The sequence below is a fragment of the Klenkia sp. AC732 genome, assembly GCF_979256525.1.
In genome coordinates this window covers 1-26,341 of the sequence record NZ_CEEDOS010000014.1, presented here as the reverse complement: position 1 = coordinate 26,341, position 26,341 = coordinate 1, and the positions used below count along the sequence as shown (strand labels likewise).

Annotated in this window: 27 protein-coding genes; 17 read left to right on the top strand and 10 right to left on the bottom strand. The window is 73.1% G+C overall.

The genetic code is table 11. The annotated features are described in order from the left end of the window. Positions 1-16: 16 nt before the first annotated feature. The 5 genes from AC0IVP_RS08645 to aceB form a co-directional block, all read right to left on the bottom strand. Entirely contained in the window at positions 17-535 is a 519-nt protein-coding gene (locus AC0IVP_RS08645) for a MarR family winged helix-turn-helix transcriptional regulator (protein WP_056290662.1), read from the bottom strand. A gap of 5 nt (positions 536-540) precedes the next feature. Beyond that, the gene (locus AC0IVP_RS08640; protein WP_471755935.1) at positions 541-1,371 is read right to left on the bottom strand and encodes an SDR family oxidoreductase; all 831 of its coding nucleotides are present in this window, start codon (positions 1,369-1,371) and stop codon (positions 541-543) included. A gap of 56 nt (positions 1,372-1,427) precedes the next feature. Next, positions 1,428-2,453 (bottom strand): anti-sigma factor RsbA family regulatory protein, encoded by a 1,026-nt coding sequence (locus AC0IVP_RS08635; RefSeq protein ID WP_471755933.1) that lies wholly within the window; start codon positions 2,451-2,453, stop codon positions 1,428-1,430. Positions 2,454-2,655: 202 nt separating this feature from the next. Beyond that, the gene (locus AC0IVP_RS08630) at positions 2,656-3,855 is read right to left on the bottom strand and encodes a DUF6986 family protein (RefSeq protein ID WP_471755931.1); all 1,200 of its coding nucleotides are present in this window, start codon (positions 3,853-3,855) and stop codon (positions 2,656-2,658) included. A gap of 10 nt (positions 3,856-3,865) precedes the next feature. After that, positions 3,866-5,437 carry a malate synthase A gene (aceB, locus tag AC0IVP_RS08625; RefSeq protein WP_471755929.1) on the bottom strand — a complete coding sequence of 524 codons (1,572 nt, stop codon included), beginning with the start codon at positions 5,435-5,437 and terminating at the stop codon, positions 3,866-3,868. A gap of 44 nt (positions 5,438-5,481) precedes the next feature. On the opposite strand from aceB, the gene uraD reads away from it, so the two are divergent. From uraD to AC0IVP_RS08580, 9 genes are all read left to right on the top strand, one after another. Next, on the top strand, positions 5,482-5,976 hold the full coding sequence (uraD, locus tag AC0IVP_RS08620; RefSeq protein ID WP_471755927.1) for a 2-oxo-4-hydroxy-4-carboxy-5-ureidoimidazoline decarboxylase: 495 nt from the start codon (positions 5,482-5,484) through the stop codon (positions 5,974-5,976). After that, positions 5,973-6,290 carry a hydroxyisourate hydrolase gene (gene uraH / locus AC0IVP_RS08615; RefSeq protein ID WP_471755925.1) on the top strand — a complete coding sequence of 106 codons (318 nt, stop codon included), beginning with the start codon at positions 5,973-5,975 and terminating at the stop codon, positions 6,288-6,290. Before uraD ends, uraH begins: the two co-directional genes overlap by 4 nt. 157 nt (positions 6,291-6,447) lie before the next feature. Next, on the top strand, positions 6,448-8,013 hold the full coding sequence (locus AC0IVP_RS08610) for a pentapeptide repeat-containing protein (protein ID WP_471755923.1): 1,566 nt from the start codon (positions 6,448-6,450) through the stop codon (positions 8,011-8,013). A 77-nt stretch (positions 8,014-8,090) separates the two neighbouring features. Next, the gene (locus AC0IVP_RS08605) at positions 8,091-8,861 is read left to right on the top strand and encodes a TIR domain-containing protein (RefSeq protein ID WP_471755921.1); all 771 of its coding nucleotides are present in this window, start codon (positions 8,091-8,093) and stop codon (positions 8,859-8,861) included. Positions 8,862-8,924: 63 nt separating this feature from the next. Further along, entirely contained in the window at positions 8,925-9,815 is an 891-nt protein-coding gene (gene pucL, locus AC0IVP_RS08600) for a factor-independent urate hydroxylase (RefSeq protein WP_471755919.1), read from the top strand. Between the two features lie 97 nt (positions 9,816-9,912). Further along, entirely contained in the window at positions 9,913-10,965 is a 1,053-nt protein-coding gene (locus tag AC0IVP_RS08595) for a LacI family DNA-binding transcriptional regulator (RefSeq protein ID WP_471755917.1), read from the top strand. Between the two features lie 22 nt (positions 10,966-10,987). Further along, entirely contained in the window at positions 10,988-11,866 is an 879-nt protein-coding gene (locus tag AC0IVP_RS08590; protein ID WP_471755915.1) for a carbohydrate kinase family protein, read from the top strand. Beyond that, complete coding sequence (locus AC0IVP_RS08585) at positions 11,863-12,786, top strand: pseudouridine-5'-phosphate glycosidase (RefSeq protein ID WP_471755913.1); 924 nt, start codon at positions 11,863-11,865, stop codon at positions 12,784-12,786. The genes AC0IVP_RS08590 and AC0IVP_RS08585 overlap by 4 nt, the downstream gene beginning before the upstream one ends. A 13-nt stretch (positions 12,787-12,799) precedes the next feature. Continuing rightward, positions 12,800-13,297 (top strand): phosphoribosyltransferase, encoded by a 498-nt coding sequence (locus tag AC0IVP_RS08580; protein ID WP_056290447.1) that lies wholly within the window; start codon positions 12,800-12,802, stop codon positions 13,295-13,297. 6 nt (positions 13,298-13,303) lie between these two features. Here the strand turns inward: AC0IVP_RS08580 and AC0IVP_RS08575 are convergent, their stop codons facing one another. Both AC0IVP_RS08575 and AC0IVP_RS08570 read right to left on the bottom strand, forming a co-directional pair. Continuing rightward, on the bottom strand, positions 13,304-14,926 hold the full coding sequence (locus AC0IVP_RS08575; protein ID WP_471755911.1) for a methyl-accepting chemotaxis protein: 1,623 nt from the start codon (positions 14,924-14,926) through the stop codon (positions 13,304-13,306). A gap of 141 nt (positions 14,927-15,067) precedes the next feature. Further along, positions 15,068-16,204: a class I SAM-dependent methyltransferase gene (locus tag AC0IVP_RS08570; protein ID WP_200938713.1), complete on the bottom strand. Its 1,137-nt coding sequence runs from the start codon at positions 16,202-16,204 to the stop codon at positions 15,068-15,070. Positions 16,205-16,303: 99 nt separating this feature from the next. Between AC0IVP_RS08570 and AC0IVP_RS08565 the strand changes: the two genes are divergently transcribed. Further along, entirely contained in the window at positions 16,304-16,735 is a 432-nt protein-coding gene (locus AC0IVP_RS08565) for a hypothetical protein (protein WP_056290437.1), read from the top strand. A 67-nt stretch (positions 16,736-16,802) separates the two neighbouring features. Here the strand turns inward: AC0IVP_RS08565 and msrA are convergent, their stop codons facing one another. Next, complete coding sequence (gene msrA / locus AC0IVP_RS08560; RefSeq protein WP_471755909.1) at positions 16,803-17,459, bottom strand: peptide-methionine (S)-S-oxide reductase MsrA; 657 nt, start codon at positions 17,457-17,459, stop codon at positions 16,803-16,805. Positions 17,460-17,557: 98 nt separating this feature from the next. On the opposite strand from msrA, the gene AC0IVP_RS08555 reads away from it, so the two are divergent. Together AC0IVP_RS08555 and AC0IVP_RS08550 are read left to right on the top strand one after the other, a co-directional pair. Further along, positions 17,558-18,580: an NADP-dependent oxidoreductase gene (locus tag AC0IVP_RS08555; RefSeq protein ID WP_056290431.1), complete on the top strand. Its 1,023-nt coding sequence runs from the start codon at positions 17,558-17,560 to the stop codon at positions 18,578-18,580. Positions 18,581-18,664: 84 nt separating this feature from the next. After that, the gene (locus tag AC0IVP_RS08550) at positions 18,665-18,877 is read left to right on the top strand and encodes a hypothetical protein (protein WP_471755907.1); all 213 of its coding nucleotides are present in this window, start codon (positions 18,665-18,667) and stop codon (positions 18,875-18,877) included. A gap of 18 nt (positions 18,878-18,895) precedes the next feature. On the opposite strand, the gene AC0IVP_RS08545 is transcribed toward AC0IVP_RS08550, so the two are convergent. Next, a complete protein-coding gene (locus tag AC0IVP_RS08545) occupies positions 18,896-20,680 on the bottom strand; it encodes a putative bifunctional diguanylate cyclase/phosphodiesterase (protein WP_471755905.1) in 1,785 nt (594 codons plus the stop codon). 105 nt (positions 20,681-20,785) lie between these two features. On the opposite strand from AC0IVP_RS08545, the gene AC0IVP_RS08540 reads away from it, so the two are divergent. From AC0IVP_RS08540 to AC0IVP_RS08520, 5 genes are all read left to right on the top strand, one after another. After that, positions 20,786-21,475, top strand: a complete 690-nt coding sequence (locus AC0IVP_RS08540) for an alpha/beta hydrolase (protein ID WP_056290420.1) — start codon at positions 20,786-20,788, stop codon at positions 21,473-21,475. Between the two features lie 62 nt (positions 21,476-21,537). Next, positions 21,538-21,891: a hypothetical protein gene (locus tag AC0IVP_RS08535; protein ID WP_056290417.1), complete on the top strand. Its 354-nt coding sequence runs from the start codon at positions 21,538-21,540 to the stop codon at positions 21,889-21,891. 11 nt (positions 21,892-21,902) lie between these two features. Then, positions 21,903-23,201, top strand: a complete 1,299-nt coding sequence (locus AC0IVP_RS08530) for an NAD(P)/FAD-dependent oxidoreductase (RefSeq protein WP_471755903.1) — start codon at positions 21,903-21,905, stop codon at positions 23,199-23,201. Further along, positions 23,198-24,034, top strand: coding sequence for a DUF1365 domain-containing protein (locus AC0IVP_RS08525; RefSeq protein ID WP_200938712.1), 837 nt, complete (start codon positions 23,198-23,200; stop codon positions 24,032-24,034). Before AC0IVP_RS08530 ends, AC0IVP_RS08525 begins: the two co-directional genes overlap by 4 nt. After that, positions 24,031-25,314, top strand: a complete 1,284-nt coding sequence (locus AC0IVP_RS08520; protein ID WP_056290412.1) for an SAM-dependent methyltransferase — start codon at positions 24,031-24,033, stop codon at positions 25,312-25,314. The genes AC0IVP_RS08525 and AC0IVP_RS08520 overlap by 4 nt, the downstream gene beginning before the upstream one ends. Positions 25,315-25,404: 90 nt before the next feature. Here AC0IVP_RS08520 and AC0IVP_RS08515 read toward each other — a convergent pair whose 3' ends face one another. Next, positions 25,405-25,944 carry an endonuclease domain-containing protein gene (locus AC0IVP_RS08515; RefSeq protein WP_471755901.1) on the bottom strand — a complete coding sequence of 180 codons (540 nt, stop codon included), beginning with the start codon at positions 25,942-25,944 and terminating at the stop codon, positions 25,405-25,407. Positions 25,945-26,341: the final 397 nt, after the last annotated feature.

Here is a 26,341-nt window from a genome sequence, read left to right as displayed (position 1 = left end):
CACCCGCCCCGCGCGGTCAGCTGGGGTCGCGCGGCGGCCCGTCGGGGACCCGGCCCAGGGCCACCAGGAACCGGCGCAGCAGGTCGGCCAGCTGCCGCTGCTCGGCGGCGCTGAGCCCGGCGAGCATGCCGCGCTCGGTCTCCAGGTGGTCGGGCAGGGCGGTGTCCAGCGCCGTCCGGCCGGCCTCGGTGAGGGTGACGACGACGGCCCGCCCGTCGGCCTCGCTGCGGCCCCGGGTGATCAGGCCCTTCTCCTCCAGCCGGTCCAGCCGCTGGGTGATCGCACCGCTGGTGACCAGCGCCGTGCGCATCAGTGCGGTGGGGGTCAGCTGGTAGGGCTCCCCGGCCCGGCGCAGCGCGGCCAGCACGTCGAAGGAGGGCGCGTCCAGCCCGTGCCGGGCGAAGGTGGCCCGCTGGGCCAGGAACACCTCGCGCTGCAGCTGGCTGATCCGGCCGATCACGCCCATCGGCGAGCAGTCCAGATCGGGCCGTTCCCGGCCCCACTGGGCCAGGATCACGTCCAGGGCGTCCTCCACGCCGGTCACCGTAACCCGGCGTCGTCGCTGGTCAGCGCGGCGAGGTGGTCGGCGAAGGTCCGTGGCGGGCGGCCGAGCAGCGTGGTGAGCACGCGTGGGCTGCCGGTGAACCCGTGCGCGCGGTACCAGTCGAACATCGTGCGCAGGCAGCGGCCGGCGTAGTCCTCACCCGTGGCGGGCCGGCTGTCGACGGCGGTCACCGGCCGGCCCAGGTGCGTACCGACCGCGGCCGCCAGGTCCGGCGCGGTGAGCGGCTGCGGACCGACCGCCTCGAACGTGCCGCCGTCCAGGCCTTCCTCGGTGAGCAGCACGGCCGCGGCCTCGGCGACGTCGCGCAGGTCGACCAGCGACTGCGCCGTGGTCAGCCCCCACGGGCTGCGCAGCTCCCCGGTGTCGGCGACCGTGGCCAGCTGGGCGTCGAAGTTGTCGGCGTACGCGCACGGCTGCAGCACCCGCCACGGCACACCCACGCCGTCCAGCGCCTCCTCGGCACGGTCCTTGGCCGCGTGGTGCGGCATCGAACGCAGCTGCGGACGCAGCACCGAGTGGTAGACGACCCGGCCCACCCCGGCGTCCGCCGCGGCCCGGAAGGCCGTCGGTGCGCCGGCCGCCTCGCTGGGCTCCACGTTGGGCCAGATCAGGTACAGCGCGTCCGCGCCCGCCAGCGGCAGCCCGCCGGGTGCGCCCACCAGGTCGGCGACGACGACCTCGGCGCCCGTGCCGTCCAGCGCTGGACGTGGGCGGGTCGAGCCCACCACGGCGCGCACGTCCTCACCGCGCGCCCGCAGCGCGCGGACCACCGCCGTCCCGGTCTTGCCGCCTGCCGCGGTCACCACGATCACAGGGGGTAGCTCAGCGGTGAGAGACCGTCCGAGTCAAGCCCGACGCGGGGTCAGTGCCGGACGGCGCTGGACAGCCGGACGGTGAGCCCGGCCTCGGTGGTCTGCAGGTCCACGTGGTCGCAGAGCTTGCGGGCCAGCCAGAGGCCCATGCCGCCGCGGGACAGGTCGTCGCCGTGGGCCGGGCGGTAGCCGGAGAGGATGCCGGAGTAGGCGTGGCCGCCGTCGGAGATGGTGCAGACCAGCCGGTCCGCCGACGCCCACACCCGGGCACCGACCGGGCGGCCACCGTGCCGGAAGGCGTTCGCGGCGATCTCGCTCGCGGCCAGGTGGAAGTCCTCCTCGGCGTCCCGGCTGCCGGCGCGGCCGTGCAGCGCCCGGGCCAGCTGGTGCCGGAGCTCGGGCAGGGACGGCGCGTCCTCCACGGCGAGCAGCGGCGGGTAGGCCTGCAGCGGCTCCACCGGCCACGGCAGCGAGGCCAGCAGCTGCGCCGGGGGCAGGTACCCGGCGTTCGCCACGGTCCGGCCGTCGGTGACCACCTCGGGGTGGGCCGAGACAGCGGCCTCCAGCACGGCCGGCGGCGTGGTCCGCCGGTCGTAGACGCACAGCGAGGCGACCGGCTGGCCCTCGAAGACGTGCTGGTGGGCGGCCTCGCCGCGGACCCGCTCGTCCCAGGCCCGCGGCGCACGCTCGCGGACCTGGCCCAGCACGCGCAGCCGACGCCCCTCGGCGGTGGCCCGGTCGAGCAGCTTGAGCTGGCAGGCGATGGCGTCGGGCTCGCGCGGGGAGTCCCCGGTGAGCTCGACGACCTCCACGTCGGGCAGCTGCTCGCGCACGTGCGCGGCCAGGGCGGGGACGACGGCGGCCACGGTCAGCTCCCGCGCGGCGACGCCCTCGCGCAGCCAGCCCAGGGCGACGGCGACCAGCTCGTCGTCACCGCCGACCACGGCGACGCGGTGCACCCGTCCCGTCCCGGGCCGGTCCACCGGACCGCCGGGCAGCGGGGAGGCGACGATGACCGGTGCGGTCGGGGCCTCGGCCGAGAGGCGCGGCGGGGACGGCGGGGACGACGCAGCCACGTCAGCACCTCGCTCGGTGTCCACGTGACCTCCCACCCGACCCACCCGGCTCGACCTGTCCGGACAGCCCATCATGGGGGACTGCAGGCCCAGGGGGCCAGCCACCCCCGCGCCGTCTGGACGACTGTCCGGCGACCACCCGTCTGACCTGGACGTTCGTCCGGACACGAGATGTGAGCGCGCACATACCGGCGTGTCGTGATCACGCCCCCCGCCGGCCGGCCAGGCCGTCGAGGTCGTCGCGCCGCAGGCCCGTGGCCCGCTCGACCTCGACGACGTCCAGCGCACCGCAGTCCAGACCGCGCAGCACCACCGTGGCCAGGGCACGCGCGGTGGCCGGCTCGTCCAGGACCCCGCCGTCGACCCGGCTGACGTAGGCCGCCAGCCGGGCCCCGGCAGCCGGCAGCGCGGCCCGGAAGAAGGCGTAGGTGGCCACGTACCGGGTGACCAGCTGGGCCGGGTGCAGGTCCCAGCCCTGGTAGAAGCCGCGCTCCAGGGCCCGGCGGACCAGCCCGGCGTGCAGCTGCCACCCGTGGTGCACCGCGTCCCGGTCACCGACCGGCAGCACGTTGGTCGAGCCGTCGACCGCGCGCGCCCCGGTGCCGGCGACCGCGACCTGCATCGTGGCCTTGGCGTGGTCGGCGGCCGGGTGGTCGCTGGCCTGGTGGGCCGCGGCGATGCCCAGGGACGCCGAGTAGTCGTAGGTGCCGTAGTGCAGCCCCGTCACCCGCCCGCCGCCGGCGTGCAGCATCGCCGCCAGCGTGGCGACGCCGTCGGCCCCCAGCACGGCCTGCGGGGTCTCGACCTGCAGCTCCAGGTCCAGGGACAGCCCGTGCGCCTGCTCCAGCGCGTCGAGCACCGGGAGGAACGCGGCCACCTGCTCGACTGCGGTGACCTTGGGCAGCGTCACCACCGCCCGGTCCCGACCGGCCAGCCCGCCCAGGAAGAGGTCCAGGGACCGGACACCGCGGTGCCGGGTCGGGCCCTCCAGCGACTTGGCCCGGGTGCCCCAGACCAGCGGCAGCACCGGCTCGGCGGCCAGCACCCGCGCCGCCGTCGTCACGTCGTCGTCCTCCCGGTCGGGCGGGCCGCGGTAGCCGTCCTCGGTGTCCACCCGCAGGTCCTCGACGGGCTCGCGGGCCAGCTTCTCCCGCACCCGGGGCAGCACCTGCTCGACCAGGCCGGGGTCCAGCCCCAGGTCGGGCAGGCCGTGCTCGTCCAGCGCGGCCAGCGCCGCCGTCCCCCAGGCCGTGGTCAACCCGGGGACGACGGCGTCGGCCGGCACGTAGCAGGTGTGCACCGGCTGCCGGGTGGACCGCTCCCCCGGGTACGCCGCCGCCCGCGCCGCGTCGACCGGCGCGAGCCGCCGGTCCAGCTCGGCGTAGACGTCCTCGGGGATCACGGCGCCGGCCCTAGTCGATGAGCGCGTAGGCGGGCAGGGTGAGGAAGTCCGGGAACTCGTCGGCGAGCGCGACCTGCTCGAAGAGCCGGCGGGCGTCCTCCAGCCGGTCCAGCTCGCCCATGCCGGCGACCTCCTCCTCGATGACCCGGTGCACGAACTCCGCGGTCACCGTCTCCCCGGTGTCCAGCACGACGCCCGAGCGCACCCACTGCCAGACCTGGGAGCGGCTGATCTCGGCGGTGGCGGCGTCCTCCATCAGACCGTGGATGCCGACCGCGCCGTTCCCGGACAGCCAGGCGGCGAGGTAGCGGATGCCGACCTCGACGTTGGCCCGCAGGCCCGCCTCGGTGCGCTCCCCGGGCACGCCGGCGACGTCGAGCAGCTGCTCCCGGGTCACGTGCACGTCGTCCCGCTGCCGGGTGAGCTGGTTGTCGGCGTCCCCGAGGACGCCCTCGAACACCTCGAGGCAGACGCCGACCAGGTCCGGGTGGGCGACCCAGGAGCCGTCGAAGCCGTCGCCGGCCTCCCGGGTCTTGTCCTCACGGACCTTGGCCAGGGCCCGCTCGTTGGCCTCGGCGTCGCGGCGGCTGGGGATGGCCGCGGCCATCCCGCCGATCGCCATCGCGCCGCGGCGGTGGCAGGTCGCGACCAGCTGCTCGGAGTAGGCGCGCATCATCGGGGCGGTCATCGTGACCGCGGAGCGGTCGGGCAGCACGAACTCGGGCCCGGCGTCCCGGAAGACCTTGACCACGCTGAACAGGTAGTCCCAGCGGCCGGCGTTCAGGCCGGTGGCGTGCTCGCGGAGCTCGTAGAGCATCTCGTCCATCTCGAACGCGGCCGGGATGGTCTCGATGAGCATGGTGGCCCGGATCGAGCCGCGCGGGATGCCCAGCTCGCGCTCGCAGTGCACGAAGACGTCGGCCCACAGCCGCGCCTCCAGGTGGGACTCCATCTTCGGCAGGTAGAAGTAGGGCCCGCTGCCGCGCTCGAGCTGGGCGACGGCGTTGTGGAACAGGTACAGCCCGGCGTCGACGAACGCGCCGACCACCGGGTCGCCGTCGACGAGCACGTGCCGCTCGTCCAGGTGCCAGCCGCGCGGGCGGGGCACGATCGTGGGCAGCACGGCGTCCGGGCGGACGGCGTACTGCTTGCCCTCGGGGCTGGTGAACGACAGCGACCCGCGGACGGCGTCGCGCAGCACCAGCTGGCCGGTGACCACGTTGTGCCAGTGCGGGGTGTTGGCGTCCTCCAGGTCGGCCAGCCACACGTCGGCACCGCAGTTGAGGGCGTTGATCGCCATCTTCGGCTCGGTCGGCCCGGTGATCTCGACCCGGCGCCGGGTGAGGCCCGGCGGCGGCGGCGGGACCTGCCAGTCCATCTCCCGGACGTCTGCGGTCTCGCTGCGGAAGTCCAGCGGCTCGCCGTCGGCGATGGCCTGCCGGCGCAGCGCGCGGGTGGCCAGCAGCTCGTCGCGGCTGGCGCCGAAGAGGTGCTGCAGCTGCCCGATGAACTGCAGCGCCTCCGGGGTGAGCACCTCCTCCGACCGCTGGACCTCGGGCCCGACCACCTGGACGTCGACCATGCGCACTCCTGTAGATCGGGGCTGGTCCTGGCATCCTCGCAGCCGTGGACCTGGCCAGCTTCAACACAGCCGACGACGACGCGGTGACGACGGCGCTGCGGGCGTGCAACGCGGCCGCGTCGTTCGCCCCCGCGGTGGCCTCGGGGCGCCCCTACGCATCGGTGGAGACCCTGGTGGGGTGGGCGGGCGAGGTGTCCCGGTCGCTGCCGTGGACCGAGGTCGAGCAGGCGCTGGCCGCGCACCCCCGGATCGGAGACCGGGTCGCCGGGGACTCGGCGGAGGCGTCGTCGTCCCTCCGGGAGCAGGCGTCGATGTCCACGGCCGCCGACGAGGTCCGCGACGCGATCGTGGCCGGGAACCGGGACTACGAGGAGAAGTTCGACCACGTCTTCCTCGTCCGGGCCGCCGGGCGGTCGCCGGAGGAGATGCTCGCCCAGCTGACCCACCGGCTCGGCCACACCCCGGATCAGGAGCGCCCCGAGGTGCTCGAGCAGCTGGCCCAGATCACCGAGCTGCGCGTGCGGGGGCTGGTCCGATGAGCGTCTCGACGCACGTGCTCGACGCAGTGCTCGGCCGGCCGGCCGCGGGCGTGGTCGTGCAGCTGTTCGCCGGGGACACCCTGCTGTCCGTGGGCGTGACGGACGCCGACGGCCGGTTCCGGCTGGCCGACCGCGACACCGACGCCGGGCCGCACCGCGTCGTGTTCGCCACCGGCGTCTGGTTCGCCGAGCAGGGTCGCGAGACCTTCTACCCCTCGGTGTCGCTGGACTTCACCGTCGTCGACGGCACCGCGCACCACCACGTGCCGCTGCTGCTGTCGCCGTTCGCGTTCTCGACCTACCGCGGCTCGTGACGTGCCGTCCGCTATCGACCGACCTACTCAACTGACGGCCAATCTCAATTGGCCTCCCTCCGACGAGCACCTCCGCCTATGGGCTTCCGGCCAATTACCCAAGCTCACGGTCGGACGAGTAATAACTCCAGCCTGTTTTGAACAACTCCAATGGGCCGTGTCGACCTATTCGGAGGATCGAAAGTGGCCACCGGTCGACTTCACGGGATGTCTCTTCTGGGGGGCCGATCTGTCTCGATCCTCGTTCGAAGGACCTGCAGTTTTTGCTCGCTGCCAGTTTGCTCAAACTTTTTTCGGCGACTGCATCTTTGAGGGTCCTGCAACATTTGACGATTCATCATTCTTGGATTACGCGAGCTTTGCGAACACCAAGTTCGTCAGCGGAGTCAGCTTTGATCGATGTAAATTCATGGACAGTGTCGACTTCGACAGCGTCATCTTCACAGGGTCGACGCGATTCGTCGGCTCCATCATACGCGAGCAGGCCAACTTTGAGGCCGCGGTGTTTCAGAACCAGTCATTTTTCAGAAACGTGGATTTTGGCGGCTTCGCCTCGTGGCGGGGGGGAAGTGCCGAGGATTCTTTGGCAATGGTGAGTTGCCGGTGGAGATCTGATCTCGAGCTTACTGGCATGAGATTGGCCGGACCGTTTACGTTGATTGGGGCCGAGGTCGACGGAGTCGTCTTTCTAGACGACTTTAATGCCACTGGCGAGTTCGAGATTTCTGGCCTGATCACCTCGCGCCCATTAGCGATGCGCTCAGGCCAGTTCGCAAACACTTTCACGTTCGGCCCAATTTTGGCACAGGGTCCCATCGATATTGATTCGTGCAGCATGCAGGGCCGCGCCCTCTTTAGGCTTGCAACCAGTTACGACATTACGATATCCAACTGCCTTTTCTTGAACCGACTTGATCTGTGGTGCGATGCGGACGCAATCGGCGTTACCGCATGCAATTTTGCAACAGCCGCTCTCGTAGCAGGAGGCGACGCCAGCGATGGCGATAGCTCAGGTGTCCACGCTCTGCGAAAACCCGTTCTGTCGAGCTTGTCGCGAAGCGACGCAGAAAATCTCACCCTGTCGAATATAGACTTGAGGAGATGTCGATTCCTAGATACTCGCCATTTAGAGAAGCTGCGAATCGATCCGACATGCTCGTGGCTAAGAACTGATCGCGCGTTCGGGCTGGGCCAGGGTCGCAGAACTCTTCCACAAGACACACAAGGCGGAATAGCCAGTCGGCTATCGGCGGCTTTCCCGATAGGTGCCACCGGAACAGGCGCCGACGCTCGTACCGTGATCTACCGATCGCTACGCGAAGGTCACGAGGCGAGGAGCGACTATCCAGGGGCGTCGGACTTGTACTACTCGGAGATGCGCAATCGGCAACAATCACAACAGACCTCCTTGGTGGAGAAGTTCATCTTGTCCATCTACTGGATCATCTCCGGATATGGGACGCGAGCCGGGCGAGCCCTGTTGGCGTTAGTGATCGCGCTTGCTGGCGTTGGGATATCCTTCTACAAGTGGGGCGGAACCTCGATATCCCTGGGCGATTCGGTGCTGCTCATGGCCCGGTCGGCGGCTGGGATAGCCGGGACGGCGCTGCGGGATTTGGACCCCAGCGACGCCGGGCTAGCGATCGAGATGATTGCCCGGATACTGCTGCCCGTTCTATTGGGGCTAGCCGCCCTGGCTATAAGAGGACGCGTCAGGCGATAGCTCGACACGGCAAGCGTTTAGACATACAGTGGTGGTCGATCAACGCAAGTTCGCCGACGACATATTTGGTGGTCATCATGGCGCAGTTCAATGCAGCCGCCTTTCAGAGGCAACTTCGCGAGGCGCAACGAAAAGCGCAGGCGCAGGTTCAGCGCGAAGTCGATCGAGTCAACCGTGAGAATAAGCGACGAGTTGATGATTACAATCGCCAAGTGAAGGCCCATAACGACCGGGTGCGAGCAGCGAACCAGCAACAGGTGCGACAGGTGAATAATCAAATCGCGGACGTGAATCGCGCAAACCAGAAGGCCAATATTCATAACCAGAACGTCGTGAACGAGATGCGTCGCGCTCTGTCGTCACCTACACGAGTGACGTACCGCCCATCTGAACAGGTCCTAGCCGACCAAGTTCGCGACAACATCATCGGTCGTCAAGACCGCGAGTGGGACGTCTTTCTCAGTTACGCAAGAATCGACGGCGCGGAAGTTGCTACAGAGCTGAAGAACGCCCTAACAGATCATGGAGTCTCGGTCTGGTTCGATGAAATAGCGATCATTCCTGGGCAAAGCCAAAGCCTGCAGATGGATCGCGGGCTGCGGTCGGCTCGGTGTGGTGTGGTAATACTCACTCCGGCCTACCTAACCGGTCGATTCTGGACCGAACGCGAACTTGGCGCGCTGCTCGGGAAAAAAACGTTGATTCCTGTTCTCGACCGCGTCTCTTTCGCGGATGTTGCTGAGTACAGTGGAATCCTCCCCGACCTGGCAGGCTTTGAGACCAAGCTTGATGTGATTCCCGTCATCGCAGAAAAGATTGCCGCAGCGGTACTGCCCGCCAACAGTTAAGCCCCTTCACATTGAGCCCGTCCGTGCAACACGGCTGAAATCTCGACCGGGCAAGGTGCACCCATGGCGATCGTGCTCGGACCCAACCAGTACGGGAAGGCCGAGGTGCGGGTGGTCGCGGTCGACCGCTCCACCCCGCGACACTCCCTGGTCGACCTGAACGTCAGCTCCGCGCTGCGGGGTGACTTCGCCGGTGCGTTCACCGACGGCGACAACAGCCACATCCTGGCCACCGACTCGCAGAAGAACACCGTGTTCGCCTTCGCCCGGGACGGGATCAGCACGCCCGAGGAGTTCGGGCTGCGGCTGGCCCGGCACTTCGCCGACAGCTACGACTGGATCACCGGGGCGCGGATCGGCATCGAGTCCTACGGCTGGGACCGGATCGCCGTCGGCGGGCAGCCGCACGACCACGCGTTCCGCCGGGCCGGCGGCGAGGTGCGCACCGCCGTGGTCACCGCGGACGGCGACGACCTGCACGTCGTCGCCGGACTGTCGGACCTGGTCGTGCTGAAGACGACCGGCTCGGAGTTCTGGGGCTTCCCGCGGGATGCGTACACCACGCTGCCCGAGACCCGGGAGCGGATCCTCGCCACCGCGGTGACCGCCCGATGGCGCTACACCCGCACTGATCTGGACTTCGCCGCGGTCTACGACAGCGTCCGGACGACGATGCTGGAGACCTTCGCCTCGCAGCACTCCCTCGCCCTGCAGCAGAGCCAGTACGCGATGGCGACGGCGGTGCTGGAGCGGCACCCCGACGTCGCCGAGGTGCGGATGTCGATGCCCAACAAGCACCACTTCCTGCAGGACCTGTCCGCCTTCGGCCTGGACAACCCCGACGTCGTCTACCACGCCGCCGACCGCCCCTACGGCCTGATCGAGGGCACCGTGCTGCGCGACGACGTCCCCGCCGCCGAGGTCGCCTGGGAGGGCACCCCCGGCTTCGTCTGACTGCCGGCCCGCGGGACACCGTTCCGGTCGACGGCGAACCCGTCCCGCCGGTGGTCCGGCCCGCACGCGGTGCGGGTGCGCTGATTACCGTGCACCCGTGCGCGAGGCAGGGGGGATCGGCCGGCCCGGCCCGGCCCGCCGTCCCCGTGCCGTGGACGTCGCCGCCCGGGCCGGTGTCTCGGTGGCCACCGTGTCCTTCGTCGTGAACGGCAAGGCCGAGGGCCGGGTCGCCCCCGCCACCCGGCTGCGGGTCCTCGACGCGATCGCCGCCCTCGGGTACGTCACCGACGCCTCCGCGCGCGCCCTGGCGACCGGACGCCGCCGCCAGGTCGCCCTGCTCGCCCACGACATGACCAACCCGTTCACCGCCCAGGTGGCCGCCGGCGCGGCGGCCGGCATCGCCGAGGCCACCGACGGCACCGGCCACCTGCTGCTCCTGCTGGCCGCCGGCCTCGATGAACCCGACGTCGAGCCGGTCGGCGCGGCCACCGTCGACGGCGTGTTGATCAACTACCCGGGCACGCTCCCGGCCGGCCGGCCGGACCTGCCGGTGGTCCACCTCGACGACCCCGCGGCCGGCGGCCACCAGGTGTCCCTCGACGTGGCGGTGGGCGCCCGTGAGCTGGCCCGGCACCTCGCCGACCTGGGACACCGGCACGTGGTCCACCTGGACAGCAACCGCCCCTGGTCGACCTTCGCCGAGCGCCGCAGTGCCTTCGCCGCCGAGTTCGTCCGGCTGGTGCCCGGCGCGGTCGTCACCGACGACCGGTGCGACATCGACCTGGCCGCGGCGCGGGACCACGCGGCGCAGCGGTCGGCGGGGTGGCGGGCCGCGGGCGCCACCGCGGTGGTGGCCGCCACCGACGTCCAGGCGCTGGGTGTGCTCGCGGGCCTGCATGGCACGGGCGTGGCGGTACCGGGCCAGCTGTCGGTGGCCGGCTTCGACGACATCCCCTTCGCCGAGGTGTCGGCACCCCCGCTGACGACCGTCGCGCTGCCCGCCCGCGAGCTCGGTCACCGCGGCGCGGTGCTCCTGGCGCGGGTGATCGACGACCCGGCCGGCCCTGCGGGTGACCCGGTGGTGCTCCCGGCGCAGTTGGTCGTGCGCGGCAGCACCGGACCGGCAGCCGGCCTGCTACGGTCACGTTAAGCGCTTAACCCGGGGAGGCCCCGTGCTGGTCTGCATCGGCGACGTCGTCGAGGACGTCGTCGTCTGGACCGACGGTCCCCTCCGCACGGGCACCGACAACCCCGGCCGGGTCGTCCGCACCCGCGGGGGCAGCGCCGCCAACGTCGCCGTCTTCGCCGCGGCCACAGGGGTGGCGAGCCGGTTCGTCGGCCGGGTCGGTGACGACGCCCTGGGCGCCGCACTGACCGCCGACCTGGAACGGGCCGGCGTGCAGGTGCGGGTCCAGCGGGCGGGCCGGACCGGCAGCATCGTCGTCCTGGTCGACCCCGCCGGCGAGCGCACCATGGTCCCCGACCGCGGCGCCGCCGCCGAGCTCACCGAGCCGCCGGCGTCCTGGGTGGGCGGTGCCACCGTCGTGCACGCCCCCGCCTACGCCCTGGCCACCCCCGGCCCGGCCGGCGCCGTCCGCACGCTATTCCTCGCTGCCCGGGACGCCGGCTCGCTGACCAGCGTCGACGTGTCCTCCGTCGACCTGGTGACCCGGCTGGGCGCGGACGCGCTGCGCACCGCGATCGCCGCGCTGGCCCCCGACGTGCTGATCGCCAACACCGAGGAGTCGGCCGCGCTCGGCCCGGTGCCCGGCGTCGCGACGACGGTGGTCAAGGCCGGTGCCGCACCCACCACGGTCACCGGGCCGGACGGCGCCGTCGTCCGGGTGCCGGTCGAGCCGGTGGCCGGTGTCCGGGACACCACCGGGGCCGGCGACGCCTTCGCGGCCGGCTTCCTCACCTCCTTCGCCGTCGACCGCGACCCGGTCGCGGCCTGCCTGGCCGGCCACGCGCTGGCCGCCCGCGTCCTGCAGCAGCCGGGCGCGAACCTCACCCCGGACCCCACCCTCGAACCCTCGGGAGCACCCGCATGACCTCCACCGCCGAACGTATCGGGCTCGTCGTCGCCGACGAGGTCGCCACCGCCCTGGCCGAGGGCCGCCCGGTCGTCGCCATGGAGTCCACGATCTTCTCCAACCTGGGCCTGCCCGCGCCCGGCAACCGGGAGGCCTTCGACCGGTGCGAAGCCGCCGTCCGTGCCCACGGCGCGGTCCCGGCCGTCACCGCGGTGCTCGACGGGCGCCCGCGGGTCGGGCTGAGCGCTGCCGACGTCGACCGGGTGCTCACCGGCAGCTCCAAGGTCGCCGAGCGGGACGTCCCGGTGGCGATCGCCCAGCGCTGGGCCGAGGGCATGACCACGGTCTCGGCCTCCGTCGCCTTGGCGCACGCCGCCGGCATCGAGGTCTTCGCCACCGGCGGCATCGGCGGGGTGCACCGCGGTGTCGAGAGCACCGGCGACGTCTCCGCCGACCTCGACGCGCTGGCCAGCCACCCGGTGGTCACCGTGTGCGCGGGCGCCAAGGCGTTCCTGGACCTGCCCCGCACGCTGGAGCACCTCGAGGCGATCGGCGTCCCCGTGCTCGGCTGGCGCCACGACTGGTTCCCGGCCTTCTACTCCCGCTCGGTCGGCCTGCCCGTGCCGCACCGGGTCGAGGACGCCGCCACCGTGGCCGGGGTGCTGCGTGCGCGGCTCCGCCCGGACACCGGGGTGCTGCTCGGCGTACCGATCCCCGAGGCCGCGGAGATCCCGGCCGAGGAGATCGAGGCCAAGATGCTCCGTGCGCTGGCCGCCGCCGACGAGGCCGGGGTCACCGGCCCGAAGGTCACCCCGTTCATCCTGGCCCGGATCGAGGCCGAGACCGACGGCGAGTCCATCCCGGCGAACCTGGCCCTGGCCGAGAACAACGCCGGCATCGCCGCGGAGGTCGCCGCCGCGCTGTGCGCCGCCCGGTGACAGCATGTCCGCTGTGACGGCACCGGAACGCGAGACGCTCACCTACGAGACCTTCGGGACGGCGAGCCGGGACCTCGCCCAGCAGGTCGCCGACGACGGCTTCGAGCCCGACCTGATCCTGGCGATCGCCCGTGGCGGGCTGTTCCTGGGCGGGGCGCTGGGCTACGCGTTGGACGTGAAGAACCTCTTCGTGATGAACGTGGAGTTCTACACCGGCGTCGACGAGCGGCTCGAGCTGCCGGTGATGCTGCCACCGAACCTGGACCGGGTGGACCTGACCGGCTCGAACGTGCTCATCGCCGACGACGTCGCCGACACCGGCAAGACCCTGGAGCTGGTCCGGGACTTCTGCACCGGCTACGTGGCCGAGGTGCGCTCCGCGGTGGTCTACGAGAAGCCGCGCTCGGTGGTGAAGTGCGACTACGTCTGGAAGCGCACCGACGACTGGATCGACTTCCCGTGGTCGGTCCAGCCCCCGGTCGTCAACCGGCGCGGGGGCCTCGCGCACTGAGGGCGGTCACCAGCGGAAGCGGCTGATCGAGCTCTCCATCTCCCCGGCGACCCGGGCCACCTCGTCGATCGCGACCCGCGCCTCCTGCATGCCCTCGGTGGTGCGGGCGGCGACGGCGGACACCCCGGCGGTGGTGCGGGCGATCCGGGCCGCCCCGGTGGAGGCCTCCCCGACACTGCCGTCCACGCTGGCCACGGTGCCGGCCTGCTGCTCCAGGACCAGCGAGATGTCCCGCTGCGCGCCGTCGATGCGGCCGATGATCGCGGTGATGTCGGCGATGGCCTGCACGGCCTGCTCGGTGTCGGCGCGGATGGTCTCGACCCGGCGGGTGATGTCCTGGGTGGCCCGGGCGGTCTCCTGCGCGAGCTCCTTGACCTCGTTGGCGACGACCGCGAAGCCCTTGCCGGACTCCCCGGCGCGGGCCGCCTCGATGGTGGCGTTGAGCGCCAGCAGGTTGGTCTGCGCGGCGATCGAGCTGACCACGGCCACGACGCCGGCGATCTCCTGGGAGGAGACGCCCAGCTGCGCGACGGTCTCGGTGGTGGACCGGGCCACGGTGACCGCGCGGGCGGCGACCTCGAGCACCTCGGCACTGCTGGCGGCGATGGTGCGCACCGAGGAGCTGAGCTGCTGGGACGCCGCGGCGGCGTCGTCGACGCTGGCGGCCACCTGGCCGGCCGTCGTCGAGGCGTCCTCGGTGCCGGTGGCGGACTGCCCGGCCAGTCCCAGCACCGACGTGGAGGTGGCGACCAGCTGACCGGTGGCCGTGGCGACGGCCGTGGCGTTGGCCCCGACGGTGGCCAGCAGCCCGCGCAGACCGACCATCGAGGAGTCCAGGCTGCGGGCGATCGTGCCGACCTCGTCGCGGCTGTCCACGCCGGTCTGCGCACGCAGGTCGCCCTCGGCCAGTGCCGCGACGACGGTGCCCACCGCGCGCAGCGGCCGGACGACGGAGCGGGTGACCGCCCAGCCCAGCCCGACCAGCAGCGCGGTGGCGGCCAGGGCCGTGCCCACCAGCACCGCCTGCGCGGTCGACTGGGCTGCCTGCGTCTCGGCGCGGACGGCCTCCTCCTGGGCGTCGATGGCGGTGGCGACCGTGGGCAGGCTCTGCTCCAGCCGGCTGAACACCCGGCCGAAGTCGGGGTAGGCGGCCAGCGCCGCGTCGTGGTCCTGGGCGGCGGTGCGGACCAGGTCGTCGGCGGCGGCGACGTAGGCCTCGACGTCCGGACCGACGGCGTCGGCCGCCCGGGTGACCTCGGCGCCCAGGCCGGAGCCGGCCGCGGCAGCCAGGTCCGACCGCAGCGTCGCCGAGTGCTCCTCGAGGGCGGCAGCGGCCGCGGTCAGGTCGCCGGACGTGCGGGCGACGAGCGCGGACAGCACGTCGCCGCGGATCGCGTCGTGCATCATGTCGGCCTGCATGGTGAGCCGCACCGCGTCCGCAGCCCGGCTCTGCGCGGCAGCGCCCTCGACCGCACCGGCCTGCGCGAGCGCACCGACGGTGGCCACGCCCACCAGGGCGAGCACCCCCGTGCCGACGAGGACGGACAGCTTCCCGCCGAGGGGCAGGTCGGACCAGCGGGCGTGCGCCATCGTGGACTCCAGGGACCGGTCCGCTGCGACAGCGGGCATCACCCGGGCTTACGGCACCGTCCGAGCCGAGTTGAGCCGAACCCGCAGCTCAGCGGGGCAGTCCGAGAGGTCCAGCTCCCGGTGTCGTCCGGGCGGCGAGTGCCTCCAGCCGGTAGGCCGCGCGCCGGCAGAGCTCGGCGCTCACGCGATCCGGCGGATCCCGCCGCCCGCGGCCCGCTTGGTGGAGGCCGTCACGGTGAACTTGGGGTCCCGGGACAGCTGCCGGGTGGGGCCGACCGTCTGCTGCAGGGTGGCCCGGTGCGGCAGGTGGGAGTTGTAGACGCACCAGAGCTCCCCGCCGGGCCGCAGCACCCGGGCGGCGGCGTCGAAGAGCCGCTCGGCCGCGCCGGTGTGCACGGCGACGCCGAGGTGGAACGGCGGGTTGCAGACGACCAGGTCGACGCTGGCGTCCGGGACGCCGTCCAGCGCGTCCTCGCGGGTGACGGTGACCCGGTCGGCGACGCCGTTGGCCTCCACGGTGGCCCGGGCCGAGGCGACCGCGGCGGCGCTCGCGTCGCTGGCCAGCACGTCGTACCCCGCGCGCGCGAGGGCCACGGCCAGCACGCCGGTGCCGCAGCCCAGGTCGACGGCGCTGCCCGAGCCCTGCGCCGGCAGCGCGGCCAGCAGGGCCCGGGTCCCCAGGTCGACCTTGGTGCCGGCGAAGGCCGCGCCGTGCGCCAGCACGGTGACGCCGAGGTCGGCGTGGACCTGCCGGCGGGGGAAGCTCGAGGCCCCCGGCGTCGGGCCGCTCGCCACCAGGACCCGGGACTTCTGCCGGGCCAGCGTGGCGTGCACGTGGCCGAAGGAGTCGCCCAGCACGTCGTTCATCGCCCGGGTCATGTGCTTGACTCGGCCGCCGACCAGCAGCGTCACGCCCGGGGCGGCGTCGCGGGCGACGGTCTCGGCGATCTCCCGGAGCGCGTCCAGGCTCTTGGGCGCCTGCACCAGCACCAGCTCAGCGCCCCGGACCAGGTCGGCGTCCAGGCCGTGCTGGGTGTACGAGCCGGTGTGCCCGGTGCGCTCGGCGTTGGCGGCCAGCGCCCGCTCCCCCACCCGCAGGTCCTGGTGCACCCGGACGCCGGTGGCCCCGTGCAGCGCGATCGCGCCCAGGGTCAGCGCGCCGTGCGAGTCGTCGATCGTGACGACGGCGTCCGGCGCCACGGCGATCGCCGCGGCGGCCTCGTCCAGCAGCAGCCGGTCGGTGGCGTCGACCGCGACCAGGTCGGGGGCGTCCACGTCGGGTTCGCGGCGGAGCTGGTCGAAGAAGGGGTCAGGCACGCCGTCCACTGTCCCCCACCGGGAGGATGCGCCCACACCGGTGGTCCGGCAGGCTCCTCGGGACCGGTCGCACGGGGCGCACCGGGAGAGGAGACCCTCGTGGACACCGGTGTCAGTTCCCGGCCCAGCATCCCGCTGTTCGTGGTCGCCGCAGCGGGTGTGGCGTTCGCCCTGCTGCTGGGGACCGGCAGCGTCGAGTGCGGCGCCGACGTCATGTCCCCCGGCGACCGCTGCATCGTCAACGGGTCCGAGCAGTCCTACGCCGACCGGGTGTCGCTCATGCACGACCAGCTGATCGGCGGGCTGGTCGTCGCCGTCCTGGCCTTCGTCGGTGCGTTCGTGGTGGGCGTGCTGCGCCGCCGGCGGGCCGACCCGGCCGCCCGGCTGGCCTGGGAGGCCGAGATCGCCCGGCGCGGCCAGGCGATGACCTCCCCGGAGCTCGCGCAGGCCTACGACCAGGAGGTCCGTAAGGAGCGTCGCAAGCGGTTCTACCTGCCGCCGGAGCAGGTGCCGCCCGCCCCTCCCCGCTGACCGTCCCCGGCCGCACGACCGGCCGCCCCCCGCTCTCGCGCGGGGGGCGGCCGGTGTCGGTCCGGGGTCAGACGCCGGTGAGGCCCACCGGGCAGGAGACGCCGGTGCCGTTGACCGGGCAGTAGCCGTTCGGGACCTTGTACAGGTACTGCTGGTGCACGTCCTCGGCGTAGAAGAACTCGCCCAGCGGCAGGATCTCGGTGGTGATGTCGCCGTAGCCGGCCGCCGTCAGGCGCGCCTGGTACTGGTCGCGGGAGGCCTCGGCGGCCGCCTGCTGCTCGGGCGAGGTGTAGTAGACCGCCGAGCGGTACTGGGTGCCGACGTCGTTGCCCTGGCGCATGCCCTGGGTGGGGTCGTGCTCCTCCCAGAACTCCTTGAGCAGCACGTCGTAGGACACGACGGCGGGGTCGAAGACGACCAGCACGACCTCGGTGTGCCCGGTGCGGGCCGAGCAGACCTCGTCGTAGGTCGGGTTCGGGGTGAAGCCACCGGCGTAGCCGGCCGCGGTCGAGTAGACGCCCGCGTGCTGCCAGAACACCTTCTCGACGCCCCAGAAGCAGCCGGCGCCGAAGACGGCGGTCTGCATGCCCCCGGGGAAGGGCGGCTGGATGCGGTTGCCGTTGACGGCGTGCAGCTCGGGGACGTGCGGGATCGGCTCCGAGCGGCCCGGCAGGGCGTCCTCGGCCGTGACGGACTGCGTCTTGGCGCGGGAGAAGAACGACATGCCCCGAATGTAGGACCGGCCCGCAACCGCCGCCCCGGGAACACCGACGGCCTCCCACGCCCTGACCGGAGGAGACGCCGAGAGCAGAGGAGACACCCGTGCCGATCACCACCCGCGAGGTCCAGCTGGCCGCCCGCCCCCACGGTGAGCCCACGCCCGCCGACTTCGCGCTCGTCGAGCGTGAGCGCCCCGACCCGACCGAGGGCCAGGTCGTCGTCGCCAACGTGGCGATGAGCGTGGACCCCTACATGCGCGGCCGGATGAACGCCGGCCCCAGCTACGCCGCGGCCTGGGAGGTCGGCGAGACCATGCAGGGCGGCACCGTCGGCCGGGTCGTCACCTCCCGTTCGCAGCGCGTCCCCGAGGGTGCCCTGGTGCTGCACAACGCCGGGTGGCGCGACACCGCCGTGCTGGACGACACGCTGGTCAGCGTGCTCCCCGACCTGGAGGGCATCCCGCTGTCCTGGCACCTGGGCGTGCTCGGGATGCCCGGGCTGACCGCCTGGGCGGGGCTGTTCCGGCTGGCCGACTTCCGCGCCGGGGACGACGTCTTCGTCTCCGGCGCCGCGGGCGCCGTCGGCAGCCTGGTCGGCCAGTTCGCCCGGCTGTCCGGCGCCGCCAGCGTCGTGGGCAGTGCGGGGACGCCGGAGAAGGTCCGCTGGATCACCGAGGAGCTGGGCTTCACCGCCGGCTTCGACTACCACGACGGACCGGTCCGGGACCTGCTGCGCCGGGCCGCCCCCGACGGCATCGACGTCTTCTTCGACAACGTCGGCGGCGACCACCTGGAGGCCGCCATCGACGTCTTCCGCGTGCACGGCCGGGCCGCGCTCTGCGGGGCGATCTCCGGCTACAACTCCACCGGCCCCACCGCCGGGCCGGGCAACATGTTCCTGCTGGTGGGCAAGCAGCTGAGCCTGCGCGGGTTCATCGTCGGCGACCACGCCGACCTGCGCCCGCAGTTCGTGGAGACCGTCAGCGGCTGGCTGCGCTCGGGTGAGCTGCAGGTCCGCGAGACCGTCCGCGAGGGCCTGGACGACGCCGTCCCCGCGTTCCTGGACCTGCTGCGCGGCGGCAACACCGGGAAGATGGTCGTCCGGCTGGCCCCCGACCCGGCCTGAGCACCGCCTCCCGGTTGCTGGACCGCGTCGCCGGGCTCCCGGCGTCGCGGTTGACCAGGGTGGATGCGGGGCAGAGAGGGCCGCATGTGGCTCTTCATCTCCCGGCGCATCCGCATGTGGCTGCTGCTCACCGTCCTGGTCCCGCTCGGCACCCGGGTGCTCCGCTCCCTCGGCCGGCGGCTCGAGCGTGCGAAGGGCCCCTCGGCGGTCAGCCGGAACCTGATCAAGGCCGGCGACCTCGCCGAGCAGGGCGCCGGGCGGCTCCGCGGCAAGCGCGGCACCGGCACCCGCCACTGAGCCACCCGCCGCTGGGTCTCAGCCGGAGGTGAGCGACGCCGGTGCGCGCCGCACCGGCTCCCGCGGGACGGGCCGGCCGAAGAGCCAGCCCTGGGCGAACGCGCAACCCAGCCGGGCCAGCTCGTCCCGCTGGTCGGTCCGCTCCACGCCCTCGGCGACGACGTCGAGGGACAGCCCGCGGGCCAGCTCGACGATGGTGGCCACCAGCGCGGTGGCCGCGGGGGTCCGCCCCAGGTCGGTGATGAAGCTGCGGTCGATCTTGACGATGTCGACGGGCAGCCGGCGCAGGTAGGACAGGCTCGACCAGCCCGTGCCGAAGTCGTCGATGGCGATCCGCACCCCCAGCGCGCGCAGCTCCTGCAGCCGCTCGCAGACGCTGTCCAGGTCCTCGACCAGCGAGGTCTCGGTCACCTCCAGCACGAGCCGGTCCGCCGGCAGGCCGCTGTCCCGCAGGGCCTCGCAGACGTCGTCGACGAAACCGTCGTCGGCCAGCTGCCGGGAGGACACGTTGACGGCCACCTTGCTGGGTCCGACCTCCCCGCCCAGGCCCGCCGCGGCGTCCCGGGTGGCCTGGCGCAGCACCCAGCGGCCCAGCGCCAGCACCGCTCCGGTCTCCTCGGCCAGCGGCACGAAGTCCAGCGGCGGTACCGGACCGCGCACCGGGTGCTGCCAGCGCACCAGCGCCTCGTAGCCGGCGGTGACGCCGGCGGGCAGGGTGACCACGGGCTGGTGGTGCACGGCCAGCTGGTCGCCCGCGGCGAGGGCGGCGAGCAGGTCCTCGGCCAGGGCCGCGCGGTCCAGCACGGCCTCCGCCATGCCCTCGTCGCACACCACCACGCGGTTCCGGCCGGCCGCCTTGGCCTGGTACATCGCGACGTCGGCGTCCCGGAGCAGGTCGGCACCACTGCGCCGCCCGGCGGTACCCGACGTCCGGGCGACACCGATGCTGGCCGTCACGCGCACGGCCCGGCCGGTGAGCTGCACGGGCACCGCCATGTCGACGCGCACCCGGCGGGCGACGTCCTCGGCGTGCACGGGGTCCCCCGGCACCAGGACGGCGAACTCGTCCCCGCCCAGCCGGACCACCAGGTCGCCGTCCCGGACGCAGGCCCGCAGCCGGGCCGCGACCTCCACCAGGAGGGCGTCGCCGAAGGCGTGCCCACGGCTGTCGTTGACGGCCTTGAAGCCGTCCAGGTCCAGGAAGAGCAGGCTCGCGGGGCCGCCCCGGCGCAGCAGACGGTCCGCGGCCTCGCGCAGCCGCCGGCGGTTGGCCAGGCCGGTCAACGGGTCGGTGCGGGCCTCGACCTCGGCCAGCCGCCAGCTGCGGTGGTGCACCGCGCCGGCCAGCACGGTGGCCAGCAGCGGCACCAGGTCGAAGGGGTCCAGCCCGCTGGGGCCCAGCTCGATCAGGGTGAAGTGGGCGCCGGTGACGACCAGCACGGTGGGCACGATGACCCAGTCCTGGTACAGCGCGCTGACGGTGAGGGCCAGCAGCAGCCAGGCGAACGTCTCGCCCTGAACGGTGAGCGGCACCAGCACGCAGGCCCCCAGCGCCAGGCTCCCGGTGGCCAGCATGGTCCGCACCCGGGGCGGCAGGGCAGCCGGCAGCGACAGCAGCGCGGGCACCCCGATCACCAGCAGCACCTGGGCGGCCACGGGCCGGCCCAGGCCCAGCGAGCCGGCCAGCATGGCCACCCCGAAGGCCTGGGCGACGGCGAGGCGGGCGATCCACCGGTGCCGCACGACCCACTCGGCGACGGGCAGCGTCGTCCGCGCGTACCAGCGCTGCGGGCCCGGGTCCATGGTCGTCCCTTCGGCGCGCGGTGAGGATCACATGAGCCGATCGGGCCGCGATCACCCCTCGGGGGTGCAGGACGTCCGCACAGCGCCCACGATCGACGAGTGTCCGTGACCGAACCCCAGCTCGAGCGTCACCCCGTCGACGGCGAGACCCGCGGCGTCGCGCTGTTCTGCCACGGCGGGACGGCGGCCAGCATCGCCCCGCCCAAGGAGAAGGCCCTCTCCCTGGTCCGGATGCGCGCCTTCGAGGCCTACGTGCGCAACGACCTGGGCCCGCGCGGCATCGAGACCGCCCTCGTCCGGTACCGGGTGGCCGGCTGGAACGGCGACGCCGCCGACGCCTACCGCGACGTCCAGCACTCCATCGACGCGCTGCGCGACGACCTGGGCAAGGACGTGCCGATCGTGCTGGTCGGGCACTCCATGGGCGGGCGGGCCGCGCTCAAGGCCGGCGGCGACCCGCAGGTCACCGCCGTCTGCGCGCTGGCGCCCTGGACCCCGCCCGGCGAGCCGGTCATGCACCTGCGCGACCAGACCGTCGCGATCCTGCACGGGTCCGGTGACCGGTGGGTCCCGGCGCGGCTCTCCGCGGACTTCGCGGTGCGCGCCCGGCGGGCCGGCGCGCGCGTCGCGCGCTTCACCACGCCCGGCGGCCACACCATGCTGCGCAGGGCCCACCGCTGGCACGAGTTCGCCCGTGACATCGTGCTCGCCGGCACGGGGCTCGAACCGATGCGCGAGGACGTGACGAACGCCCTCCAGCAACCGAGCCCGGAGGGCCTGGCCGTCCCGCTATGACGGCCCGCTCCTCGGGGTGAGGACCGGTGCCGAGAAGGCCCCACCCTGCCGAGGAGTAGAGAATGCCCGTCCTGTCCCGTGTGCTCGGAGTCGCCACCGCCGGTTTCGGCGTGCTCGAGTTCGTCAAGACCGACCTCTACGGCAACGCCGCCGGCCTCGGCCCGTCGTCCCGGGCGCTGCGCACCCTGCACCACTCCCTCGGCGCCCGCGACATCGCGATCGGTGTGGCGATGACCGTCGCCCCGGCCGGCCCGCAGCTGCAGGCCGCCACCGTGATGCGGATCGTCTCCGACCTCACCGACGCCGTCTCCTTCGGGCTCAACGCCCCGACCGGGGACAAGAAGGCCAAGTCGCTGGCGGTCGCGCTGGGCTACGCGGCGCTGTGCGCGGCGTCCCTCAAGGGGGCCGGCAAGTGACGGCCGCGGCCATGGCGCGCCCCCGCGCCGCCGTCGTCGGGTCCGGGGTCTCCGGGCTGACCGCGGCGCACCTGCTGCAGCGCACCCACGACGTTACCCTCTTCGAGACCGACAACCGGCTCGGCGGGCACGCGCACACCCACGACGTGGCGACGCCGGACGACCGGGTCGTCCCCATCGACACCGGGTTCATCGTGCACAACGAGCGGACCTACCCGAACCTGCTCAAGCTCTTCGCCGAGCTGGGGGTGTCCACCCAGCCCACCGAGATGAGCATGTCGATCGTCTGCGAGGGCTGCGGGCTGGAGTACGCCGGCGCCCGCGGGCTGTCCGGGGTCTTCGCGCAGAAGAAGCAGCTGGCCAACCCGGCTTACCTGCGGATGCTCGTCGAGGTGAAGCGGTTCCACCGCCAGGCCCACCGGCTGCTCGAGCTGGCCGGCGCCGACCACGAGCGCGGCGGCGGCGGGACCAGCGAGTTCGACGGCCTGACCCTCGGCGCCTTCCTGGCCCTGGGCGGCTATTCCGACTACTTCGTCGCGCACTTCATGGTCCCGGTCGTGTCCTGCGTGTGGTCCTCGGGCACCGGGCTGTCGCTGCAGTACCCGGCCGTCTACCTGTTCCGCTTCCTGGCCAACCACGGGATGCTCTCGGTCTCGGGCTCCCCGCAGTGGCGCACCGTCACCGGCGGCTCGCGGGCCTACGTCGAGAAGGCCGCCAAGGGCCTGACGGCGGTGCAGACCGGCGCCGGCATCACCACGCTCACCCGGCACGTCGACGGCGTCGAGCTCACCGACGCCGACGGGCAGCGGCACGCAGCCGACGTCGTCGTCGTCGCCACGCACCCCGACCAGGCCCTCGCGCTGCTCGGGGACCCGACCGACGCCGAGCGGGCCACCCTGGGCGCGTTCGAGTACTCGCGCAACGAGACCCTGCTGCACACCGACGCCTCGATCATGCCGCGCGCCGAGCAGGCCGAGGCGTCCTGGAACTACCGGATGCCCGGCTGCGCCGACGACACCCAGGCCGTCCAGGTGACCTACTGGATGAACAAGCTGCACGCGATCGACGAGCCGGTGGACTACCTGGTCACCCTCAACGCCACCGACCGGATCGACCCCACGACGGTGCTGCGCCGGATGGTCTACGACCACCCGACCTACACCCCGGAGTCCGTCGCCGCCCAGCGCCGGCTGCCCGCGCTCAACACCGGGCGCACCGCCTTCGCCGGGGCGTACCACGGCTGGGGCTTCCACGAGGACGGCTGCGCGTCGGGCGTGCGGGCCGCGGAGTCCCTCGGCAGCGGCTGGTGACCGCTGGGGTGCAGGCGGACCCGGACCCGACCGTCGGCACGGTCCAGGACTGGACCCCGGTGGCGACGCCGGCGCTGTACGACGTCCGGGTCGGGCACACCCGCTCCGCCCCGCTGCGCCACACCTTCGACCACGGCGGCTACCTGTGGCTGGTCGACCTGGACGACCTGCCCCGGCTCCCCCGCGGGCTGGGCTGGGCCGCCCGGTTCGAGGCCGCCGACCACCTGGGTGACCCGTCGTCGACGATCAAGGCCAACGTGGCGCACTTCGCCGCGCTGAACGGCGTGGACGACGTCGCCCGGGTGGTGATGCTGGCCAACGCCCGCAGCGGGCCGCACGTGTTCAACCCGCTGTCCACCCACTGGTGCTACCGGGCCGACGGCTCGCTGGCCTGCATCGTCGCCGAGGTGCACAACACCTACGGCGAGCGGCACGCCTACCTGCTGCGGCCGGACGACGCCGGGCGCGCGCAGGCCGAGAAGGACTTCTACGTCTCCCCGTTCAACACCGTCGACGGCCGCTACCTGATGCGGTTCACCGGCCCCGGGGAGCAGCTGCACGTGACCATGGCGCTGCAGGTGGGCGGCCGGACTCCGTTCGTGGCCACCCTGCGGGGGCGGTCCACGGCGGCCACCACGCGCGCCGTCGTCACCCGGTTGGTGCGCTGGCCCCTCATGAGCCTGTGGGTGTCGACGCTGATCCGTTTCCAGGGCATCCGCCTGTGGGCACGGCGTCTGCCGCTGGTCCCCCGCCCCCCGCATGATCCGGTTGCCGGGGTCGTTGCGAACACTGCCCGGCAGCACGCCCCGACCGCGAACGAGGACAGGCCATGACGACGGTGCACCACAACACGAGCCGGACCGAGGACGCGCGCTTCCCCGTGCCCCGTCCGGACGAGGCGCACTGGCCGGGCCTGGCGACCCCGCCGCGGGACCCGTTCCGGGCCGCGGTCGCCGAGCGGCTGTTCCGGCACGCCGTCTCCACGCTGCCGGTGCGGGTGGTCTTCCCCGACGGCACCGTGCTCGGCGCCGGCGACCGGCACGCCCCCACGATGCGGATGGTCCGCCCGGCCAACGTGTTCCACCGGCTCGGCGCCGACGCCAAGATCGGTTTCGGCGAGGCCTACATGACCGGGGACTGGACGACCGGCCCGGACACCGACCTGGCCGACCTGCTCACCCCGTTCGCCGCCCGGATGGCCTCGCTGGTGCACCCGGCGCTGCAGCGGCTGCGGCACCTGGTGGAGCGCACCCAGCCCATCGGCGAGGTGAACACCAAGGAGAACAGCCGGCACAACATCAGCCGGCACTACGACCTGTCCAACGAGCTCTTCGAGGCCTTCCTCGACGAGACCATGACCTACTCCTCGGCCTGGTTCGAGCCCGGCGACGACCTGGACGCCGCCCAGCTCCGCAAGATCGACGGCGTGCTGGACATGGCCCGGGTCGGCGAGGGCATGCACGTGCTGGAGATCGGCTCCGGCTGGGGCGCCCTGGCCATCCGCGCCGCCCAGCGCGGCGCCCGGGTCACCACTCTCACGCTGTCCTCCGAGCAGCAGGCCCTCGCCCGGGCCCGCGCCGAGGCCGCGGGCGTCGCGCACCTGGTCGACGTGAAGCTGCAGGACTACCGGGACGCCACCGGCCAGTACGACGCCGTCGTCTCCGTGGAGATGATCGAGGCCGTCGGCGAGCAGTTCTGGGCCACCTACTTCACCGCCCTGGACACCCTGCTGGCGCCGGGCGGGCGGGTCGGCCTGCAGTCGATCACCATGCCGCACGACCGGATGACGGCGACCCGGCGCAGCTACACCTGGATCCACAAGTACGTCTTCCCCGGCGGGATCATCCCCTCGATCCGCTCCATCGAGGACAACCTCACCGCGCACACCGGCCTGTCCATCGTCGAGCGCCGCGACCTGGGCCCGCACTACGCGGTCACCCTGCAGATGTGGCGCGAGCGCTTCATCGCCGCGTGGCCGGAGCTGCAGGGCTCCTTCGACGGCACCTTCCGCCGGATGTGGGAGTTCTACCTGGCCTACTGCGAGGCCGGCTTCCGCTCGGGCTACCTCGGCGTCAGCCAGCTCGGCCTGGCCAGGGACCCCTTCCCCCGCTGACCCCGGCGCCCGGCGCCCGTCGTCGGACAGGGAGTGCCGGCGCACCGGTCTGAGCCCAGAACGGTGCGCCAGCACTCCCTCCGCCGGTGATCAACGCCGCCGAGCGGCGTACGCGCGGGCCAGGTCCAGTCGGACGGCTCCCGGCTCCGTGGTGCCCCTCCGGTGGCTGACCCGGACCACCGCCCAGCCCTCGGCGAGGGCGGCGGCGTCCCGGCGCAGGTCGCGCTCCCGCTGGTCGGGCTGCCGGTGCCAGGCCGCGCCGTCCAGCTCGACCCCCAGCCGGACGTCCTCCCACGCACCGTCCAGGTGCAGCGTCCCGATGCGCGTACGCAGCGGGAGCTGCTGCCGCACCGGCGGGAGGCCCGGCACGTCGAGCAGGTGCCGCAGGCCCCAGACCTCGAACTCGCTCTGGCAGCCGCCGTCCACCAGGTCCAGCAGCCCGGTGAGCGAGGAGCGGCCCGCGAGCCTCGGGAGTCCGGCCGCCGCCTCCCGGCACGCACCCGCCGTGACCATCCGGCGCCGGACGGCCCCGATGACGCCCGCGCGCGCCACCTCGACCGGGAGCGGCGGGTTGCCGGGGGCGTGGGCGTGACCCCAGGCGTCCACCAACGACGCAGCCAACCCCGTCACCGGGAGACCGTCCTGCACCCGACCGCCGGGTCGATCGACGCGGTGGACACGAAGCCACGGAGGCAACGGGGGGATGTTCCGCGTCCGGCCGACTGCCACGTGGACCACCGGTCCCGGCTGCGCGACGACGTCCCACGCCGCGAGGGCGGACCGGCCCGCCAGCAGGCCACCGCTCCAGAGCACCGCTGCCCGGGCACGCGGCCGCCAGTGCCCAGCCGCTTCCGGCAGCGCGACGAGCCCCGGCAGAGGGCGGAGCAGTCGACCGCTGGCCACCCACCGACTGACGCTGGTGCGATGCGTGAGCGCCGCGAGGTCCGCGACGCGGGCGACGCCGTCGGGGCCCAGGAGCGCACGGAGGTCGACGGTCACCGCCCCACGCTGCCCCCCCCCCCCCCGG

Bases quoted from the DNA above. Each gene is read 5' to 3' on its own strand.
- pucL (WP_471755919.1), top strand. From the start codon at position 8,925: ATGGCGATCGTGCTCGGACCCAACCAGTACGGGAAGGCCGAGGTGCGG.
- AC0IVP_RS08550 (WP_471755907.1), top strand. From the start codon at position 18,665: ATGTGGCTCTTCATCTCCCGGCGCATCCGCATGTGGCTGCTGCTCACC.
- AC0IVP_RS08535 (WP_056290417.1), top strand. From the start codon at position 21,538: ATGCCCGTCCTGTCCCGTGTGCTCGGAGTCGCCACCGCCGGTTTCGGC.
- AC0IVP_RS08605 (WP_471755921.1), top strand. From the start codon at position 8,091: ATGGCGCAGTTCAATGCAGCCGCCTTTCAGAGGCAACTTCGCGAGGCG.
- AC0IVP_RS08585 (WP_471755913.1), top strand. From the start codon at position 11,863: ATGACCTCCACCGCCGAACGTATCGGGCTCGTCGTCGCCGACGAGGTC.
- uraH (WP_471755925.1), top strand. From the start codon at position 5,973: ATGAGCGTCTCGACGCACGTGCTCGACGCAGTGCTCGGCCGGCCGGCC.
- AC0IVP_RS08530 (WP_471755903.1), top strand. From the start codon at position 21,903: ATGGCGCGCCCCCGCGCCGCCGTCGTCGGGTCCGGGGTCTCCGGGCTG.
- AC0IVP_RS08520 (WP_056290412.1), top strand. From the start codon at position 24,031: ATGACGACGGTGCACCACAACACGAGCCGGACCGAGGACGCGCGCTTC.
- AC0IVP_RS08545 (WP_471755905.1), bottom strand. From the start codon at position 20,680: ATGGACCCGGGCCCGCAGCGCTGGTACGCGCGGACGACGCTGCCCGTC.
- AC0IVP_RS08575 (WP_471755911.1), bottom strand. From the start codon at position 14,926: ATGCCCGCTGTCGCAGCGGACCGGTCCCTGGAGTCCACGATGGCGCAC.
- aceB (WP_471755929.1), bottom strand. From the start codon at position 5,437: ATGGTCGACGTCCAGGTGGTCGGGCCCGAGGTCCAGCGGTCGGAGGAG.
- msrA (WP_471755909.1), bottom strand. From the start codon at position 17,459: ATGTCGTTCTTCTCCCGCGCCAAGACGCAGTCCGTCACGGCCGAGGAC.